The following is an 18,521-nucleotide window of genomic DNA, read 5'->3' on the forward strand; positions in this document are numbered from 1 at the left end:
ATACGTGGTATCGGATAACCATTTGAATCGAGAATTTCAAGCCAAAAGACCAAATGAGAAGTGGGTGACGGATATTACGTATCTTCAAAGCAATGGCATCCGATTATATTTATCCGCCATTAAAGACTTATATAACAACGAGATTGTCGCTTATCAAATCAGTCATCGAAATGATGTTAGGCTCGTCATCGATACCGTGAAGTTAGCGATAAAACGAAAAAAAGATGTGTCTGGAATCCTTCTCCATAGTGACCAAGGATTTCAGTACACATCCAGACAATATCACGGACTACTTAAACAATACAATATAAGGGCTAGTATGTCTAGAAAAGGGAATTGTTTAGATAATGCTTGTATGGAAAACTTTTTTAGCCATTTAAAGACAGAATGTATCTATATGCATCAATTTAAAACAGCTGAAGAAATGAAGCAAGCCGTTATACAATATATAGAATTCTACAACAATGAACGGATCCAAACGAAATTAAACAGCTGTAGTCCTAGAGAATATCTGACTACAGCTGCTTAATAAGATCCTTTTTATTTACTGTCTACTTGACAGGGGTAAGTTCATTTCGGGCGAGTCCTTTATTTCTTACATCAAGCTTATATGTATGGTGGAGACGGTGGGAGTCGAACCCACGTCCAGAGATAACGTGGTTTAAGCATCTACGAGCGTAGTCGGCATATTGCGCTTCGCGGACACGTTGGCCTGCCGACGGGCACCAGTGCCGCTAGCCTGATCGGTCTCTTCCCCTCGTTCTCAGGCGGCGAACTTGGGGCGTATCCCGCTAGAGTGAGTCCCTGACCCTACCACGCGGGCGATGGAGGGAGGGACCGCTCGCTGACTTAGGCAGCAAGAGCGAGGTTGTTGTTTTCTTTGCCAGTTATTGGCTTTGGCGTTTTTACGAGGCCGCCGCCCTCGGCTCGCAGCTTAAACCCGACCTATCTCTGTCGAATCCGGATCGTCCCCATGATGAAATATGCGATGGTTGGGTTTCCTTCTCTATTCACGTCACGCCATTAGTATAACAAACACTGCAAACATAATCAAGGAACAACAATTTCCCAATCAAATCGAAAGCGGTTCTGACGACTCCCACTAAATGTTTGCCGAACGGGATGGAGGCTCTTCCATGACCCACTTGCGAAAAGACAAAAACGCCTTTCGCCGAAAGGCTGTTTCAGAGCAAAAAACCGCTCGGAAACTTTCGGGAAACTTATTATAAGACAGAGGCTTTCCATTGTCCAGAAACCTGAAGCGCCGCTATAAAAAGGGGGGCGCCGTTTCTCACGTTCGTTTCCGGCGGTTGCCTCATCCAAGCCGGGATCGGACGGAACACGTGGAAACGCCCCATCGCCATTATCCACGGCAATTTTCGGTTACTATTCGGAGTGCCTACGATGATGGGCGGCGGGCGGTCGATGGGCGATGAGACGAAATGAAAAACGGGACGAAACCGAACCCGGCAATTGAACCGTTGGGTTTATGAGTTAAAATAAATATATAATTTTCAGTCCATAAAGAGGGGGATTCGTATGGCCGTTCAAACGCAACCGCACATATTAGTCCTCGGAACGTACCATATGAGCCGGGGGAAACGGGATGTGCATCAACTGGACGCAGGAAACATCCAAGAAGCGAAAAAACAACGGGAAATCCGCGAGGTGGTCGATCGTTTAACCGCATTCCGGCCGACGAAAGTCGCGGTCGAATATGATCGGATGCGCGCCGACCTTTTGCAGCAAAAATACAAACGCTTTTTGGACGGACATTCAGAGCTGGAGAACGATGAAATTGAACAGCTCGGCTTTCGCATCGCGAAAGAAATGGGCCACTCGTCTATTTATGCCGTCGATTGGAATCGCCCGGTCGGAGGGGTGCCGCTCGGGTATGTGTATGACTTTGCCAAAGAAGAGCAACCGGACGTATTTGAAGAAATGACAGTCGAAGGCAAGAGCGCAAACGAAAAGTACCAACAGCTCCTAAATTCGTGTACGCTTCGGGAATTTCTGCTTTATAAAAACAGCCAAAGCGAAGCTCGGAAAGATCATCAACAATACATTAAATATGTCGCGCGGGTGGCGACCGACGATTACTATGTCGGGATTGACTGGCTGGCCAACTACTGGTACCGCCGCAACCTCATCATTTATGCGAACACGACCCGTTTAATCGAGACGCCCCGTGAACGCATCCTCGTCATTTACGGAGCCGGGCACAAATATCTGTTGGATCGGTTTTTCCTTGAAAGCGGCTTGTTCCATGTAGAAAAGGTGGAAGATTATTTATAAAAAGGGTGGCGGCTTCAAGACGATTACCGATAAGCCCGATGCGGGATGGTATGGGGAGAATGAAAGCGGACAAACCTTTCCCAAAGGCGATTGGAATTCATTCAATTATCGATCGTTCGTCAAAAACAAAAAGGCGCTACAAGGCACACCCGATCTATATTGAATGGAATGCCCTTCTCATTTGGAGGATATCCCTCAACCGCAAGCGAGATACGCCGCATAAATATTTTAAAGTGACGGATGGAGCGGACCGCAGGCCGTGAAAGCTCCTTTCGTCCCGTTCACCTTTCGCCGCGCTACATGCTTTTCTCCGCGCGGCGCAACGCCTTTTGGATTTGCCGCTCCATCGTTTTCTTCCGCATCGTTTCGCGTTTGTCGTATATCTTCTTACCTTTGGCGAGGCCGATCAGCATTTTGGCGAAACCGCCTTTAATATAAAGCTTGAGCGGTATGATGGTATAGCCGGCCTCTTTCGTCTTGCCGATCAACTTGACGATTTCTTTTTTATGCAGCAAAAGCTTGCGCGTCCGGAGCGGATCGTGGTTAAAACGGTTGCCCTGCTCATATGGGGCGATATGCATGTTATAGAGAAACACCTCGCCGTTCTCGACGCGGGCGAACGCGTCTTTAAAGTTGACCGAACCCTTTCGAATCGATTTGATCTCGGTGCCTTTCAAGACGAGACCGGCTTCGTAGGTGTCTTCAATGAAGTAATCATGGCGGGCACGGCGGTTTTCCGCAATCAATTTCACATGATCCGTCACGGCGATCCCTCCTTTTTTCAATGTGTCGTAGAGATAATTATACATGCATAAATGGAAGGCGGGCAATCCGTCCGTCCCGCATCCCGGTCCGGGGCACCCGCCCGCGTTCCATTCCAGTCAGCCGGCGATTTCAAAATCGAGCGCCAGCGTATCTTCCAAGCCGATTTCTTTCAAATAGGCCACCACCGCTTGATGTTCGGGCGACGGGCCGTAATGTTCAAAATCCGCTTTCGTGGCAAAACGGACGACGAGGCCGATTTCGTAGCCTTTGCTCCTTTGGGTGAAATTGAAGCCGGTTTGCAAATCAACGATGCCGGGTAAAAGCTTCTTCAGTTCCCGCAGCCTGCGCATTCCCTCTTCTTTTTGTTCTTTCGTCGTCTTTTCGCTGAATTTAAAAAGCACGATATGTTCAATCATCCGTTCATCTTCCCTTCCGATTCGGTTTTTCGGCCGCAGCGCCAACGTTCCTTAAAAAAGCCGCGCCAGCCAGGACGGCGGCATGGACTGTTTAAAGGCCGACTTCCTCTTCAGCGCCCAATGCCCGGTATATCGCCCGGGCTACGCCGTGTTCGACATTGGTCGCGGTCACCATTCGGCAGCGCCGCTTGATGGCTTCATCCGCGTTGCCCATCGCGACGCCGATGCCGGCCGTTTCCAACATGGACAAATCATTTTGGTTATCGCCGATCGCCATCGTTTCAGCAAGCGGAATGTCCAAGGCTTTCGCCAAGCGTTCCAAGCCCTTGCCCTTCGAGGCGTCTTTATCCATCACCTCGAAATTGCCGCGTCCGCTCGATGCGATGTGAAGATGTTCATCCGCGATGGCCTCGCGCGCGCTGCGAAGCTTATCCTCGCGATACGAAAACACGAAACATTTATAAACCTCTTCTTCAATCGCTTCGGCTTCCGCCGCGCTTTGGAGGATCGGTAACCTCTTTTCCGAAAAAGTTTTCGGCGTCAGCCAGCTGAGCAAGTCTTGGATCTTGCGCAAGTTTTCCGCGTCCATATCGCGAATTTCTTCTTCGAGCCACGCGACGCCGTGCGCATGGGCATAGACGGTTTTCTCAGTAAAAACGGTAAAATACAGGCGCCGCGCTTCCAGTTCTTCCAATATCGGCAGCAATATCGCCTTCTTTAAGCTCGCCGAATGGATGAGCGTTCCGCTTTTGTCGTGTACGGTCGCCCCGTTCGTTCCGATGATCGAGACGGGCAATCCGAGCCGCTTCATCCACGGGGCGATTTCATAGTGCACCCGTCCGCTCGCGATCGCGATTTCCACGCCCCGGGACAGCGCAAAGCGAAGCGCCTTAACATTTTCCGCGCTGACTTCGTGATCCGCCCCCAAAAGGGTGCCATCCATGTCCGTTGCGATCAGTTTGATCATGTTTGAAAATCTCTCCCCGCCTGATGATGGATGCCGCCTTCGTTCGTGCAAGCCGCTGTCACAATGCAAAAACGATGGATTGGTGACGGACGGGCCGCCAAAAATCGGCAACGTTATATGGGCCCCTGTTCCATCATTTCCCGCTCCGGACGCCCGCCAGCAGCCCGTTCACGGACTTTTGCCTGCGGGCGAAATCGACGAAGCGGAATTTGTCCAATCGGTGCCGCGATTCCGTATATTGGATCAGCGTCGCATCATCGAGATGCACGAAGTTTTTTACGACGACGACGTGATCGGTTCCCTTTAAATCGAGATATGCCCGATCGGCCGCCGTCACCTCTTCCACGGTAATCTCTTTTTTGGCGAAGCTGATGACGAGCCCCAAGTCGTTCTCGAAATATTCGTAGAGCGAGTTTTCGCAAATCTCTTTCGTCAGCGTCGGCACCCGCGATCTCTTTATGAAATCGATGTCCAAGATGATGCGCTCGCCGTCCAATTCCCGGGATCGCACGACTTTCCACACGTCTTCATTGCCGGTGATCTGCAACAAGTTTTTCATCAAATGGTCGGGTTTTTGCAAGATTAATTCATAAACAATCGTCTTCCATTTTTTCCCCGAACGTTCGGCCAATTCCTTGAAACTGACGAGTCCGGAAACCGGGAAATTAAAACGGGCGACATCCAGAACGATCGAGCCTTTTCCGCGGACCTTCTGGATGTACCCGTCTTGTGCGAGCATGTTCAACGCCTTGCGAATCGTCTCGCGGGAAACGCCGTAGCGGGCGGCCAATTCATGCTCGGACGGCAGCAGGGAATAAGCGGGAAACCGGCCGCTTTGAATTTTTTCGGCGAGATCGCCGTATATGACGAGGAATTTATTGTTTACCATGGCTACCACCATTAATATTTTACCATGACTCGGCCGCCCATCAGAACGACGGTTTGAATTTTCCCGCGACGAACTTCGCGCAAAGAGCGGCGATGCGGCCAAAACCGGGCATTGGAGCCCGGCATCGCTTCCGCTTGAACCGCTCTTTGCCGATTCCTCGAAATCCGGCCGCAACACGATCGGACCGATGAACAGAAGAATTCAGAAAGCGCCGTCCAGAAAGCCCAGACCTCCTAAACGGCGCCATGCAAGGCCGGCTACTTTTTCAAGTGATAAACGACGGATTCGTAAGGCCGGAGGGTGAAAGCCCGATAGTCGTCCGGTGCATCCGGATAATTGGTCAACAACAGCTCGGCCCGGTAATCCGTCCAGCCCAAATCAGGCGGGAGACGGAATTCGGCCGATTCTCCATAAAAGTTGTTGACGACGAGCAGCTTTTCATCGTTGCCGTGGCGGACGTAGGCAAAAATCTGCGGATCGTCCGGCAAGATCAATTCATAGCTTCCGTACGTAATGATATCATAAGTCTTCCGCAAGCGGATCAACTTTTGATAATGATAAAAAACAGAATCCGGATCGGCAAGCGCTTCTTTGACGTTGATTTCCTTAAAATTCTGGGCGACGTCGATCCACGGCGTTCCCGCCGTAAAGCCGGCGTGCTCCGTATCGTCCCACTGCATCGGGGTCCGCGAATTGTCGCGCGATTTTTGTTTCAAAATCGCCATCGTTTCCTCGTGGCTTTTTCCTTTTTCCCTTAAAATTTTATACATATTGAGCGATTCGACGTCGCGATAATCTTCGAGCCGGTCAAAGTGCGGGTTGGTCATGCCGATCTCTTCGCCTTGATAAATATAGGGCGTACCTTGCATCATATGGATGGCGGTCGCGAGCATTTTCGCCGATTCCTTGCGGTAGCGGCCGTCATCGCCGTAGCGGGAGACGACGCGGGGCTGGTCGTGGTTGCACCAAAACAGCGCGTTCCAACCGCCGCCTTCGTGCATTTTGGTCTGCCATTCCGATAAGATGCGTTTTAATTCGAGGAAATCGAAATCGGCCAATGCCCACTTTTCCCCGTTCGGATAATCCACTTTCAAATGATGAAAATTAAAGGTCATGTTCAATTCTTCTCGTTCGGGATTCGTATAACGAATGCAATGTTCGATCGACGTCGAAGACATCTCGCCAACCGTCAAAAGATCATGGCCGGCGAACACGGCTTGGTTCATTTCGTGAAGAAACTCATGAATGCGCGGCCCGTCCGTGTAAAAGCGGCGCCCGTCCCCATCCTCGTCATTCGGGAACCGTTGATCCTTTGAGATCAAGTTGATGACGTCCAGGCGGAAACCGTCCACGCCTTTTTTCAGCCAAAACCGCATCATCTCATAAACCTTTTCGCGAACCGCCGGGTTTTCCCAATTCAAATCGGCCTGGGTGACATCGAACAAATGGAGATAGTATTGTCCGGTCCGTTCGTCGTACGCCCAAGCTGACCCGCCGAACTTGGATTCCCAATTGTTCGGCTCACGACCGTTTACGGGATCCTTCCAGATGTAAAACTGGCGGTAGGGATTGTCCTTCGACGAGCGCGCTTGTTTGAACCATTCGTGTTCGGTCGACGTATGGTTGACGACGATGTCCATGATGATGCGGATGCCGCGCGCGTGGGCTTCCGCGACGAGCCGGTCGAAATCGTCCATCGTTCCATACCGTTCATCGATCGCGTAATAATCGCTGATGTCGTAGCCGTTGTCGCGTTGCGGCGATTTATAGATGGGCGTGAGCCAGATGACATCCACGCCGAGCTTTTTCAAATAATCGAGTTTTTCTATAATGCCGGGGAGATCGCCGATGCCGTCCCCCGTCGTGTCCTTAAAGCTTTTCGGATAAATTTGATAGACAACCGCTTTCTTCCACCATGGTTCCTTCAAAACTTCCACCACCCATATTCGTTATCTTTATTTGCTCACGTCCGGCGCTCATGAGCGTTTTGTCTGGGCCGCATCCGGGCGCGCTGTTCCGCATGGTTCGCGCCCGCGCGGTAAAAAAGCCTCAAGCGGCGAAAATCGCGCCGCTTTTTGTTGGGATGTGGACGCGACCATGCACGCGGCAACCGCCAATGTTCTCAGGCGGCCAAGCCCCTCATGAGCGGCCGCAGCGCCTTTGCGATTCTCTCATTCGCAAAAAAGGGCATGGGGGTCCGGCGAAGCCGGTACCCCCCAGCCGATTATTTTTGTTTTTTCGTCAACGCGAACAGCGCGGTGAGCGCGAACGGAATGATGATGGCCAACGCCATGCCGAGGAAGAAGACGCCCCAATATTGCGGGAAGATCGATAAAAATCCGGGCAGCCCGCCGACCCCGATGGACGGCGCCTTCACGTGATTCATCGCCAGCACCATACCCGCGATCGCCGAGCCGGTCAGCGCGGCCACAAACGGGTAGCGATACCGCAGGTTGACGCCGAACATCGCGGGTTCGGTGATGCCGAGATAAGCGGAAATCGCCGAGGTCCCGGCCATCCCTTTGACGTTTTTATCCCGCGCGAGGAACAGCATGGCGAGCGCCGCCGAGCCTTGCGCGATGTTCGACATGACGAGAATCGGCCACAGATACGTGCCGCCGGTGCTGCCGATCAGCTGCAAGTCGACGGCGAGGAAGGTGTGATGCATGCCGGTGACGACGAGCAGCGCGTAAATGCCGCCATAGACCAAACCGCCGACCCAGCCGAAGTGATGGAAAATCCAAACGACCGCATCCGTAATCGCATTGCCGATTGCAAAGGTCACCGGGCCGATGATGATGAAGGCGATGAATCCGGTCACGAGAAGCGCGATCGGCGCGACGAGCAAGAGCTGAACCGAATCCGGTATCCGCTTTTTAAGCCAAATTTCCTGTTTGGCAAGGACGTAGGCCGAGATCAACACGGGCAGCACTTGCCCTTGATAACCGATTTTGTTGATGTGAAGGCCAAACAGGTTCCATTGCGGCACGGCGTGTTTTTTCAATGCGTCACCGTAAGCCCAAGCGTTCAACAAATCCGGGTGCACGAGCATCAAACCGAGGACGATGCCGAGGAGCGGATTGCCTCCGAACCGCTTGACCGCGGACCAGCCGATGAGGGCCGGCAAGAACGTAAACGCCGTGTTGGCGATCAAGTTGATCATGTTCGCGAGATCCGCCCATTGTTTGTGGACCTCGATGAACGATTTGCCGTCATAGAAAATGCCTTTCCCGGTGAGCAAGTTGTTCAGGCCCAGCAAGAGACCCGCGGTGACGATCGCCGGCAAAATCGGAATGAAGATGTCGGCGAGCGTTTTGACCGCCCGTTGAAGCGGATTCAACTTTTTCGCCGCTTCATCCTTGATCTCTTGTTTCGTCGCTCGGTCGATGCCGGTGATATCGACCATCAGGTCGTACACTTTGTCGACCGTGCCTTGACCGATGACGACTTGAAATTGTCCGTTCGCGGAAAACGAACCTTTGACGAGATCGATGCTTTCAAGTTTTTCCTTATCGACCTTGCTTTCATCTTTTAGGGCAAAGCGCAACCGCGTGACGCAGTGCGTCGCGGCGGCAATGTTGTCTTTGCCGCCGACGGCTTCGACGATTTTTTCAACGGATTCCCTTGAAATCGCCATGTTTCTCTCTCCCTTGCAATCGTTTTGATTGTAAAATCATGTTTCCTGAATCTTTCAACCCTTCATTTTTATCGCCATCAGTCGCGTCTCCCCGGCGGTCGCCGTCGAATCTGTCGTCTTTTCAACGGTTTGGACCGCATTCATGTTCGTCACGACGAGTGGAATGACCGAGCTGGCCGCCTTTTGCTTGACGAGATCGAGATCGAAACGGATGAGCGTTTGCCCTTTTTTCACCCGGTCGCCCGCCTTGACGGCGGCCTGAAATCCTTCGCCGTTCATCGAAACGGTTTCCAGACCGATGTGAATGAGGAGCTCCAGACCCGATCGGCCCTTCAATCCGACGGCGTGTTTCGTCGGAAACACTTGAACGACTTCCCCGTCCATGGGCGAGACGACCGTGCCGTCAGCGGGCTCAATGGCGATTCCGTCTCCCATCATTTTTTCGGAAAAGGTCGGATCGGGAACTTGCTCGATCGCGATCACCTTTCCGGAAATCGGGGCGTAAATCTCTTCTTCCATCGGTTTGTTTTTCTTGCTGCCGAAGAGTTTTTTAAACATTTTTATAAATCCTCCAATAATACAACGCTTTCATTTGGCGTGAAACCATAAATTTGTATATACATGTTTTCAACGCTATTGTAATTTGTATATACAGGTTTGTCAATAGCTTCTTGAAAACATTTTCAAAACGATCACTCCGCATATCCTGCCGGGGCGAACCGTCTGACAGCGGCCGACGGCGCATGCGCCTCGTGCGCCCTCGATTCAAAACGCGGAGCCCGCAACGCTCGCCGTATCCCGCCGATGTCCGCTACCCTGCCGGATTACTGGGAAAGCACTGCCGCGGGCATAGCGGCAAAAAAAAGAGAAGATCGTTCAACGATCTTCCCCCTTTTCATTGACGCGGTGCGCTATCTTTTCCGCTTCGGTTTTTTCCGATTTCCGGATTTGGTTTTGTTGCCGCTTTTCGGCATTTGGCTTTTGGGCCGTTTGGCGCGTTTGGGCGCGCGGCCGGCGGAACCTTGGCGTCTTTCCGGGCCGGCGATCACCTTCGGCCGGTCTTTCCGGCGCCGCTTCCGCTTTTTCATGCCGACGATTTCAAAGTCGATGGAGCGTTCTTCGAGATTCACTCCGATGACGCGAACGGTAATCTCATCGCCGATGCGGAAAACGTTCCCCGTCCGCTCGCCGATGAGCGCCATGTGCTCTTCATGATAAGAATAATAATCGTCGACGAGGTAGCTGATGTGCACGAGCCCTTCGATGGTATTCGGCAGTTCGACGAACAGCCCGAAATTGGTCACCCCGCTGATCACGCCATCAAACGTTTCGCCGATTTTATCCTGCATAAACTCGGCTTTTTTCAGATCGTCCGTTTCCCGCTCGGCGTCAACGGCCCGGCGCTCCATGTCCGACGAATGCTTGGCGATCTCGGGCAAGAGGCTCGCCCAATGCGCGCGCGTTTTCCGGTCCGTCCGCTTTTCAAAGAGGTATTTGCGGATGAGCCGATGGACGATCAAGTCGGGATAACGGCGAATCGGCGACGTGAAGTGGGTATAAAAATCCGTCGCCAGTCCGAAATGCCCGAGGCTTTGGTGATGGTACTTCGCCTGCTGCATGGAGCGCAGCATCATCGTGCTTATGACGGCTTCCTCGGGTTCTCCGCGCACTTCCTCCAAAAGGGTTTGCAACGTGCGCGGATGGATGGAATCGAGACTTCCCTTCAGCACGTAACCGAGGTTGACGGCAAAGTCGTAAAACCGCTTGAGCTTGTCAGGGTCCGGATCTTCGTGAACGCGGTAGATGAAAGGCAGATCGAGCCAATGAAAATGTTCGGCGACCGTTTCGTTGGCGGCGAGCATGAATTCCTCGATCAACCGCTCCGCCACCGACCGCTCGCGGACGACGACATCGAGCGGATGCCCGTCATCGTCAACGATGATTTTCGCCTCCGCGAGGTCGAAATCAATCGCCCCGCGCCGGCGGCGCTTTTCGGTCAAAATATTGGCGAGTTCCCCCATGAGATTGAAAAAGGGGACGAGATCTTTGTACCGTTCGAGGACGGCTTCGTCTTCGCGCAAAAGAATCTTGCGGACGTCCGTATAGGTCATCCGCTCCGTCGTCCGGATGACGCTCGGAAAGATGTCATGGTCGATAATCTTGCCGTCCGGCGTAATTTCCATTTCACATGTGATCGTCAACCGATCCACTTTGGGGTTGAGGCTGCAAATCCCGTTTGACAACCGATGGGGCAACATCGGAATGACGCGGTCGACGAGATAGACGCTCGTTCCTCTCTCGAACGCTTCGCGATCAAGGGCGGAACCTTCTTTGACGTAATAACTGACATCGGCGATGTGGACGCCGAGCAAATAGTTGCCGTTCGGAAGCTTTTTGACGTTGACGGCATCGTCCAAGTCTTTCGCATCCGCCCCGTCGATCGTCACGATCATCTCGTCGCGCAAGTCGCGGCGCCCCTCCAATTCCTCCGGATCGATTTCATCGGGAATGGCCGCGGCCTCTTTCAGGACGTCCTCGGGAAATTCCAGCGGAATGCCGTGTTTGTAAATAATCGATAAAATATCGACACCCGGATCGTTTTTATGGCCGAGAATCTTGACGACCCGGCCTTCGGCGCTTTTCCGTCCTTCGGGATATTTCGTCAATTCAACGACGACTTTATGGCCATCGACCGCTCCGCCTCCCGCTTCTTTGGGAATCAAGACGTCATCGGGAATCCTTGGGTCATCCGGAATGACGAGGCCGAAATGCTTCCGGTCTTGATACGTGCCGACGAGCGTCTTCGTTCCCCGTTCCAAGATGCGGATGACGACGCCTTCCGGGCGTTCGCCGTGAGAACGCTGGGACAGGCGCACGAGCACGCGGTCGTTGTGCATCGCCCCGTTTAAATCCCCTTGAGCGATATAGACGTCGCTCGCCCCGGGATCGTCCGGGATGAGAAACGCGAAACCTTTGGCGTGCCCTTGAATTTTGCCCCTGACCAAGTTCATCTTCTCGGGGACGCCGTAACGGTTGCTGCGCGTGCGGACGACCAGGCCTTCCTCCTCCAACGCGTTCAGCGTCCGGACCAATTGCTTGTATTCATCCGCATCCTTGATTTGAAAATACTCCTCCAACTCCGACAGCGTCAGCGGTTTATACGCTTCCTCCTTCATGTATGTCAATAGCCGTTCCTTCAGCACTTCATCCAAAGCCATACCTCCATTCGCTCAGGAGACCGACCAATCCAAGCTTTCAAGAAATTCGTAGATGTCTTGATGCAGCGTTTCTTTTTCGGCTCCCAGCGTAATCACGTGTGTTGAGTTTTCGTAGAACTTGAGTCTTTTGTCGACGGACTGCACTTCATTGTAAATGATATTGGCGCTGTTGGGATCGATCATTTCATCGTGGCGCGCTTGAACGACGAAGATCGGCGCGTAAATGAGATCCAGATGGCGCCGCACGTCTTCAATGAGCGGGCTCACTTTGACGATGGAATCCATCGGCGCGTCATAGAACACTTGCATTTCCTTTTCGACTTGTTCGGGGTTTTTTCCTTCTAATTGTTTCCATTCCCGCGCGTATTTTAAAACGCCCGCATAAATTTTTTCCCGCGTTTTGGCGGTCGCCGGCGCGCACATCGGTACAATGCCTTTTACTGGTAAAGTGTAGCCAAGTTTGAGCGAAAATACCCCTCCAAGGGATAAACCGCACACCGCGATTTCATCATAACCCAAATCTTTCAGAAAATGGTAGGCGTCCAGCACGTCTTGCCACCAGTCATCCGGCCCGGTGTTCAACAGCTCTTCTGGCGGCACGCCGTGACCTTTATAATGGGGCGCGTGGCACGTGTAGCCTTTCTTCTCCAAAAAACGCCCGAGCATGCGCACGTCGGAAGAGTTTCCGGTAAAGCCGTGCAAAAGCAGGACGGCGCGTTTGCCTGCTTTAAAAGTAAAAGGTTTCGGCGGTACGATTTTCACTGTGCTTCTCTCCTTATCATCCAACCATTCAGTCTTATGCCTTTTGCCGTTTCATGAACTTAAGCGCGTGACAAAAGAAAACAGCACCTTGAAGGGTGCTGCGCGATTCCGACCTTATTTTAACACAGTCCTCGTTTGATATAGAAACGCGCCGCCTTCTTAAGCGTAGAAGGCGAGGATAAAAGCGACGACGTAAAAGATGACGGCGAAAACGATGGTGATGCGAAGCAACACCCCGTCGATCCCGCGCGCCTTTTGCTTGCCGAACAATTGCTCGGCACCGCCGGTAATCGCACCGGATAAGCCTTCGCTCTTGCCCGATTGGAGAAGAACGATGGCGATGATGCCCAGGCTGGCAATCACGATCAAAATCACTGAAATCAAGTGCAGCACGTGCCCACCTCCCGTTTATCCGTGAAGCCGCTGCCGCTGAGCCGGCCCTTGCCGGCGTCGGAAGCTTGGCCTTTTCAATTTGTAACTAATTATAACATGGTATGCATCAAGCGCATAGCCTTCAGATGTTTCCCGACGTTCCGCTCACCGCCGCAAGCCGCCTTATAATTTGCCTCGCTGATTCATAAGATCAAGTAGACAGCCGTTGCGAAGAGGGGACGCGACATGAAATGGTTCAAAAGGAACGCCGAAACGCGCAACGCCTTGAAAAACATCGAAAAGCGAATGGCGGCTTTGGAAAACGCGTTGACCCGACTGGTCGAAGCGGAACCCTCTTTAGAAATCCACATCGAAAATTTGGACGTGCGCGACCCCGTCATCGAAAACCTGACGTTTAAATTCGACAAATTGGACGTTAAAGAAGTGAGCGGAGCATTAAACCTCGGCAACAACTTCGGTGTCCGCGTCCATCAAGATCCAACGTCCAAACCTTCCGATAAAAAAGTGGCGGCTTCAAGGCGCGCCGACAAGCCCCATATGCCGTCGCGCCCAACCCGTCCGGCATCCGCCCGCGCCGGACGTGAGAGCAGCAAGCAGGAAAAACCGATCGGCCATGAAAAACCGCGCCAACCGGACGCGCCGCCCAAGCGAAAGACAGCGCCCGAACGCGGCACATATCAAGACGAGCCAAAGAAAACCGGAACGGCGCCCGGTTCCGGCGCCCGACCCGACGCCCGCAAAACGGACGCAACAGGCAGGCGCCGAACCGAGGACCGGACAAAAGCGGGGGGCGCTTCGCCCGTCCGGGTGGTGATCCGCGCGAGGTCCTAGACGTGAATGCACATCGCAAGGCTAAGATTGCCGCCGCCAGCATCCGGCGCCGTCCAAAGACCGCTTTAATAAATAGGCGGGAAAAGGCGGCAACAACGAACGCGTTCACCCGGATGACGGATTTTGAATCGGTCCGATGACACCCCCCCATTCGAATCCACGGCATTGACATAGAATAGTATTGCAATCCACTCACCTATAGTTAGGGGGGATACCATGTCCGTTGAGCATTTTCGTACGCTTTGCCATAGCCATATGAATCGACCCGTGGAAATCCGTACGTTGGACGGCAATATTCACCGCGGGATCATCACAAACGTCGACCATGAACATGTCTGGTTGCGCCCTTTGGATGACGGCGGTCCCGGGGCGCGATTCGACGGCCCGGGCTTCGGCGGACCCGGTTTAGGAGGCCCCGGTCTGGGAGGACCCGGACTTTTCCCCGGTCTGGGAGGACCCGGACTTTTCTTTTGGGGCTTCGGATGGGGGTTTCCAGTCGCCTTGGCCGGGATCGTCGGCATCACGGCAATCAGCCTCGCTGCTTTATGGTAAGGTCATGGAGCGGAGTTGAATCGCCTTCACCGTAATTTAGTGCCTGCCTTCTTTTTGCTCAGACAATGGAGCGGTCCACTTTTCATTTTCGCCGTCCCGTTCTTTTGAGAAAACGAATTGAAAAAAGCGGCCCTCCCGCAGAAGGACCGCTTTTTTCTATTGCCATCAAATGTTTCAGATGTTTTTCAGGTTGTAGAAGGCGGTTTTGCCCGCATAAACCGCTTGGTCGCCGAGACCGTCTTCGATGCGGAGCAATTGGTTGTACTTCGCGACCCGGTCCGTACGGGACGGCGCGCCGGTTTTAATTTGACCAGCGTTCGTGGCGACCGCGATGTCCGCAATCGTCGTGTCTTCGGTTTCGCCCGAACGGTGGGAGATGATCGCCGTATAACCGGCGCGTTTCGCCATTTCGATCGCTTCAAACGTTTCCGTGAGCGTGCCGATTTGGTTCACTTTGATGAGAATCGCGTTGCCGACGCCTTTTTCAATGCCTTGAGCCAATTTTTTCGTATTGGTGACGAAGAGATCATCGCCGACCAATTGGACGCGGTGGCCGAGCTCTTTCGTCAACTTTTGCCAGCCTTCCCAATCGTTTTCATCGAGGCCGTCTTCAATGGAGATGATCGGGTATTTGTCGAGAAGGCTGCGGTAAAACTCGATCATTTCTTCCGATGTTTTGACGACGCCTTCGCCTTTGAGATGGTATTTTCCATCTTTGTAAAGCTCGGACGACGCGACGTCAAGCGCGATTTTCACTTGTTCGCCCGGTTTGTAGCCCGCTTTTTCAATGGCTTCGAGGATCGTTTGAATGGCTTCTTCGTTCGAAGACAGGTTGGGCGCAAAGCCGCCTTCGTCGCCGACCGCGGTGTTCAACCCTTTATCTTTGAGCACCTTTTTCAGATTGTGGAAGATTTCCGCGCCCATGCGCAGCGCTTCGCGGAAGCTCTCCGCACCGACGGGCATGATCATGAATTCTTGGAAGTCGACGTTGTTGTCAGCGTGAGCGCCGCCGTTCAAAATGTTCATCATCGGCGTCGGCAGCGTTTTGCCGGCAAAACCGCCGAGGTAACGGTAAAGCGGGATGTCGAGATAATCGGCAGCGGCACGGGCGGTAGCCATCGAAACGCCGAGGATGGCGTTAGCGCCCAATTTGCCTTTGTTTTCCGTGCCGTCCAGCGCGATCAAGGCTTTGTCGACGGCGACTTGATCAAGGGCATCATAGCCGATAAGTTCCGGACCGATGACATTATTGACGTTTTCCACCGCTTTGAGCACGCCTTTGCCCAAATAACGGTTTTTGTCACCGTCGCGCAATTCGACGGCTTCATATTCGCCCGTCGACGCGCCGCTCGGAACGAGGGCCCGTCCGACGGCACCGGATTCGAGGGTGACTTCGACCTCGACCGTGGGGTTTCCGCGGGAATCAAGGACTTCACGGGCATAAACATCAGCGATGATGGACATAAGATTCACTCCATTTCCTGAATCTATTCATGTTTGATCAGCGTTTTACCGGTCATTTCTTCCGGTTGTTTCACGTTTAGCAAATCGAGCAAGGTGGGCGCCAGATCGCCGAGAATGCCGTCTGTGCGCAATTCAATGCCTTTCCGCGTCACGATGACCGGGACCGGACTCGTCGTGTGCGCCGTCTGCGGCTTGCCATCGGGCGTCAAGACTTCATCCGCGTTGCCGTGGTCGGCGGTGATGATCGCTTCGCCGCCTTTTTCAAGGATCGCGTCGACCACTTTGCCGAGGCATTCATCGACCGCTTCGACCGCTTTGATCGTCGGTTCAAGTTTGCCCGAATGGCCGACCATGTCCGGGTTGGCGAAGTTTAGGATGATCACGTCAAACTTGTCGGCGGCAATTTCCTTGAGCAACGCATCCGTGACTTCGTACGCGCTCATTTCCGGCTTCAGATCGTAGGTCGCGACTTTCGGCGAATGGATGAGAATGCGTTCTTCGCCGGGGAACGGTTCCTCGCGGCCGCCGCTGAAGAAGAACGTCACATGCGGATATTTCTCCGTTTCGGCGATGCGCAATTGTTTTAAACCGTTCTGCGAAAGCACTTCACCGCACGTATTGTCCAAGTTCGTCGGTTTGAAAGCGACCGTGCCGTTGACCGTTTCGCTGAAATGGGTCAGGCAGACGAAATGAATGTCACGCGGGAATTTCGGCCCGCGATCAAATTCCCGGAAATCTTCGTTCGTGAACACGCGGGAAATTTGGATCGCCCGGTCGGGACGGAAGTTGAAAAAGATGATGGCATCGCCGTCTTTGATCGTCGCGACCGGCGAACCGTCTTCGTTTTTCATCACCGAAGGGATGACGAACTCGTCGTAGATTTCTTGGGCATAGGAATCGTCGATCGCGGCGAGCGGATCGGTGTAGTCCGGCCCTTCGGCGTAGACCATGGCGCGATACGCCTTTTCGATGCGATCCCAGCGGTTGTCGCGGTCCATCGCATAGTAGCGCCCCGACAGCGTCGCGATGCGGCCGACGCCGTACTCTTTGATTTTTTCCAGCGTCTGTTTGATGTAAATTTTGGCGGTTTGCGGTCCGACATCTCGGCCATCGAGGAAGCCGTGGATGTAGACGTTTTTGACGTTCTCCCGGGCGGCGAGCTTGAGCAAGGCGAACATGTGATCAATGTGACTGTGGATGCCGCCGTCGGAAAGCAGGCCGAAGATATGGAGCTGCGTGCCGCGCTCCTTCACCAGGCGCATCGCTTCAAGAAACGTTTCGTTTTCGAAAAACTCGCCTTTTTCGATGGCCAAGTTTACGCGCGTCAGGCTTTGATAGACGATGCGGCCGGCACCGATATTCAAATGGCCGACTTCGGAGTTGCCCATTTGGCCGTCGGGCAACCCCACCGCCCGGCCGTCGGCGCGCAGCGTCGCGTGCGGATATTCGTTCCAGTAGCGGTCAAAATTCGGCGTTTTCGCCTGTGCGACGGCATTGCCGTACGTTTCGTCACGCAGGCCGAATCCGTCGAGGATGATCAAAGCGCGCGGTTTTTTACTCATTGCGGGTCGCCTCCAATAGTTTCAAGAAGGACGCCGGATCCAAGCTCGCTCCGCCGACGAGGGCGCCGTCGATATCGGATTCCGCGAGCAGTTCCTTAATGTTATCCGGCTTCACGCTGCCGCCGTATTGGATGCGGACGGCATCGGCCGTCGCCGGATCATACAGATCGCGGACGGTTTCACGTATGAAGCGGGCAACGCTATTGGCGTCTTGCGACGACGCGGTTTTGCCCGTGCCGATCGCCCAGACCGGTTCATAAGCGATGACCACGTTTTTCGCTTCTTCGGCCGTAACGTCTTTTAACGCCAGCGTCACTTGGGTTTTGACCACATCGTTCGTGCGGCCGCTTTCGCGTTCTTCCAGCGTTTCGCCGACGCAAAGGATCGGTTTCAAACCATGCGCGAGCGCGGCGCGCACTTTTTTATTGACCCATTCGTCGGTTTCGCCGAAGATCGTCCGCCGTTCAGAATGGCCGACGATGACATAAGCCACGCCCAAATCTTTCAACATCACCGGGCTGACTTCACCGGTAAATGCGCCGCTTTCTTCAAAGTACATGTTTTGGGCGCCGATCTCGACCGGAAGGCCTTCGGCGGCCTTCGTCAAACGTTCCAGGAAAAGATGCGGCGCACAGATGACCGCGTCGACTTGTTCGACCGGAGGCAGCGATTCCTTAATGGCCTCCATAAACTGCACCGCTTCGCCGAGCGTTTTGTTCATCTTCCAGTTGGCCGCAATGATCGGTTTCGGCATCGCGATCCCTTCCTTT

At 53.4% G+C, this 18,521-nt stretch carries 18 protein-coding genes and 1 other RNA gene; 5 read left to right on the plus strand and 14 right to left on the minus strand.

Annotated elements, in window-relative coordinates:
- A partial coding sequence (locus CCB157_RS00180) for an IS3 family transposase (RefSeq protein ID WP_143286856.1) occupies nt 1-529 on the plus strand: 529 nt, incomplete at its 5' end.
- Between the two features lie 86 nt (nt 530-615).
- On the opposite strand, the gene ssrA is transcribed toward CCB157_RS00180, so the two are convergent.
- Nucleotides 616-973, minus strand: a transfer-messenger RNA (tmRNA) gene (gene ssrA, locus CCB157_RS00185).
- A 566-nt stretch (nt 974-1,539) separates the two neighbouring features.
- Here ssrA and CCB157_RS00190 point away from each other — a divergent pair.
- Together CCB157_RS00190 and CCB157_RS00195 are read left to right on the plus strand one after the other, a co-directional pair.
- Nucleotides 1,540-2,295, plus strand: coding sequence for a DUF5694 domain-containing protein (locus tag CCB157_RS00190; RefSeq protein ID WP_077613909.1), 756 nt, complete (start codon nt 1,540-1,542; stop codon nt 2,293-2,295).
- Nucleotides 2,296-2,354: 59 nt separating this feature from the next.
- A complete protein-coding gene (locus CCB157_RS00195; RefSeq protein ID WP_077613910.1) occupies nt 2,355-2,558 on the plus strand; it encodes a hypothetical protein in 204 nt (67 codons plus the stop codon).
- A 33-nt stretch (nt 2,559-2,591) separates the two neighbouring features.
- Here CCB157_RS00195 and smpB read toward each other — a convergent pair whose 3' ends face one another.
- The 10 genes from smpB to secG form a co-directional block, all read right to left on the minus strand.
- Nucleotides 2,592-3,059: an SsrA-binding protein SmpB gene (smpB, locus tag CCB157_RS00200; protein ID WP_238594538.1), complete on the minus strand. Its 468-nt coding sequence runs from the start codon at nt 3,057-3,059 to the stop codon at nt 2,592-2,594.
- Between the two features lie 117 nt (nt 3,060-3,176).
- Nucleotides 3,177-3,476: a Dabb family protein gene (locus CCB157_RS00205; RefSeq protein ID WP_077614059.1), complete on the minus strand. Its 300-nt coding sequence runs from the start codon at nt 3,474-3,476 to the stop codon at nt 3,177-3,179.
- Between the two features lie 91 nt (nt 3,477-3,567).
- Entirely contained in the window at nt 3,568-4,443 is an 876-nt protein-coding gene (locus CCB157_RS00210; protein WP_077613912.1) for a Cof-type HAD-IIB family hydrolase, read from the minus strand.
- 133 nt (nt 4,444-4,576) lie between these two features.
- Complete coding sequence (gene treR, locus CCB157_RS00215; protein ID WP_077613913.1) at nt 4,577-5,332, minus strand: trehalose operon repressor; 756 nt, start codon at nt 5,330-5,332, stop codon at nt 4,577-4,579.
- 257 nt (nt 5,333-5,589) lie between these two features.
- Nucleotides 5,590-7,260: an alpha,alpha-phosphotrehalase gene (gene treC, locus CCB157_RS00220; RefSeq protein ID WP_077613914.1), complete on the minus strand. Its 1,671-nt coding sequence runs from the start codon at nt 7,258-7,260 to the stop codon at nt 5,590-5,592.
- Nucleotides 7,261-7,556: 296 nt separating this feature from the next.
- Nucleotides 7,557-8,969, minus strand: coding sequence for a PTS system trehalose-specific EIIBC component (gene treP / locus CCB157_RS00225; RefSeq protein WP_077613915.1), 1,413 nt, complete (start codon nt 8,967-8,969; stop codon nt 7,557-7,559).
- Between the two features lie 54 nt (nt 8,970-9,023).
- A complete protein-coding gene (locus CCB157_RS00230) occupies nt 9,024-9,527 on the minus strand; it encodes a PTS sugar transporter subunit IIA (RefSeq protein ID WP_077613916.1) in 504 nt (167 codons plus the stop codon).
- A 353-nt stretch (nt 9,528-9,880) separates the two neighbouring features.
- Nucleotides 9,881-12,181 (minus strand): ribonuclease R, encoded by a 2,301-nt coding sequence (gene rnr / locus CCB157_RS00235; protein WP_077613917.1) that lies wholly within the window; start codon nt 12,179-12,181, stop codon nt 9,881-9,883.
- A gap of 18 nt (nt 12,182-12,199) precedes the next feature.
- The gene (locus CCB157_RS00240; RefSeq protein WP_077613918.1) at nt 12,200-12,949 is read right to left on the minus strand and encodes an alpha/beta hydrolase; all 750 of its coding nucleotides are present in this window, start codon (nt 12,947-12,949) and stop codon (nt 12,200-12,202) included.
- 159 nt (nt 12,950-13,108) lie between these two features.
- Nucleotides 13,109-13,339 carry a preprotein translocase subunit SecG gene (secG, locus tag CCB157_RS00245; RefSeq protein ID WP_077614060.1) on the minus strand — a complete coding sequence of 77 codons (231 nt, stop codon included), beginning with the start codon at nt 13,337-13,339 and terminating at the stop codon, nt 13,109-13,111.
- A gap of 228 nt (nt 13,340-13,567) precedes the next feature.
- Here secG and CCB157_RS00250 point away from each other — a divergent pair, with 228 nt between their 5' ends.
- Both CCB157_RS00250 and CCB157_RS17800 read left to right on the plus strand, forming a co-directional pair.
- The gene (locus CCB157_RS00250; RefSeq protein WP_077613919.1) at nt 13,568-14,173 is read left to right on the plus strand and encodes a hypothetical protein; all 606 of its coding nucleotides are present in this window, start codon (nt 13,568-13,570) and stop codon (nt 14,171-14,173) included.
- A 216-nt stretch (nt 14,174-14,389) separates the two neighbouring features.
- Nucleotides 14,390-14,725 (plus strand): hypothetical protein, encoded by a 336-nt coding sequence (locus tag CCB157_RS17800; RefSeq protein ID WP_077613920.1) that lies wholly within the window; start codon nt 14,390-14,392, stop codon nt 14,723-14,725.
- A 174-nt stretch (nt 14,726-14,899) separates the two neighbouring features.
- On the opposite strand, the gene eno is transcribed toward CCB157_RS17800, so the two are convergent.
- From eno to tpiA, 3 genes are read right to left on the minus strand one after another with little or no spacing between them, the layout of a single operon-like run.
- The gene (eno, locus tag CCB157_RS00260) at nt 14,900-16,189 is read right to left on the minus strand and encodes a phosphopyruvate hydratase (protein ID WP_077613921.1); all 1,290 of its coding nucleotides are present in this window, start codon (nt 16,187-16,189) and stop codon (nt 14,900-14,902) included.
- A gap of 23 nt (nt 16,190-16,212) precedes the next feature.
- Complete coding sequence (gene gpmI, locus CCB157_RS00265; protein WP_077613922.1) at nt 16,213-17,751, minus strand: 2,3-bisphosphoglycerate-independent phosphoglycerate mutase; 1,539 nt, start codon at nt 17,749-17,751, stop codon at nt 16,213-16,215.
- Nucleotides 17,744-18,505 carry a triose-phosphate isomerase gene (gene tpiA, locus CCB157_RS00270; RefSeq protein WP_077613923.1) on the minus strand — a complete coding sequence of 254 codons (762 nt, stop codon included), beginning with the start codon at nt 18,503-18,505 and terminating at the stop codon, nt 17,744-17,746. The genes gpmI and tpiA overlap by 8 nt, the downstream gene beginning before the upstream one ends.
- Nucleotides 18,506-18,521: the final 16 nt, after the last annotated feature.

The sequence above is a fragment of the Caenibacillus caldisaponilyticus genome (genome assembly GCF_002003465.1).
Lineage (GTDB): Bacteria > Bacillota > Bacilli > Bacillales > Sporolactobacillaceae > Caenibacillus > Caenibacillus caldisaponilyticus.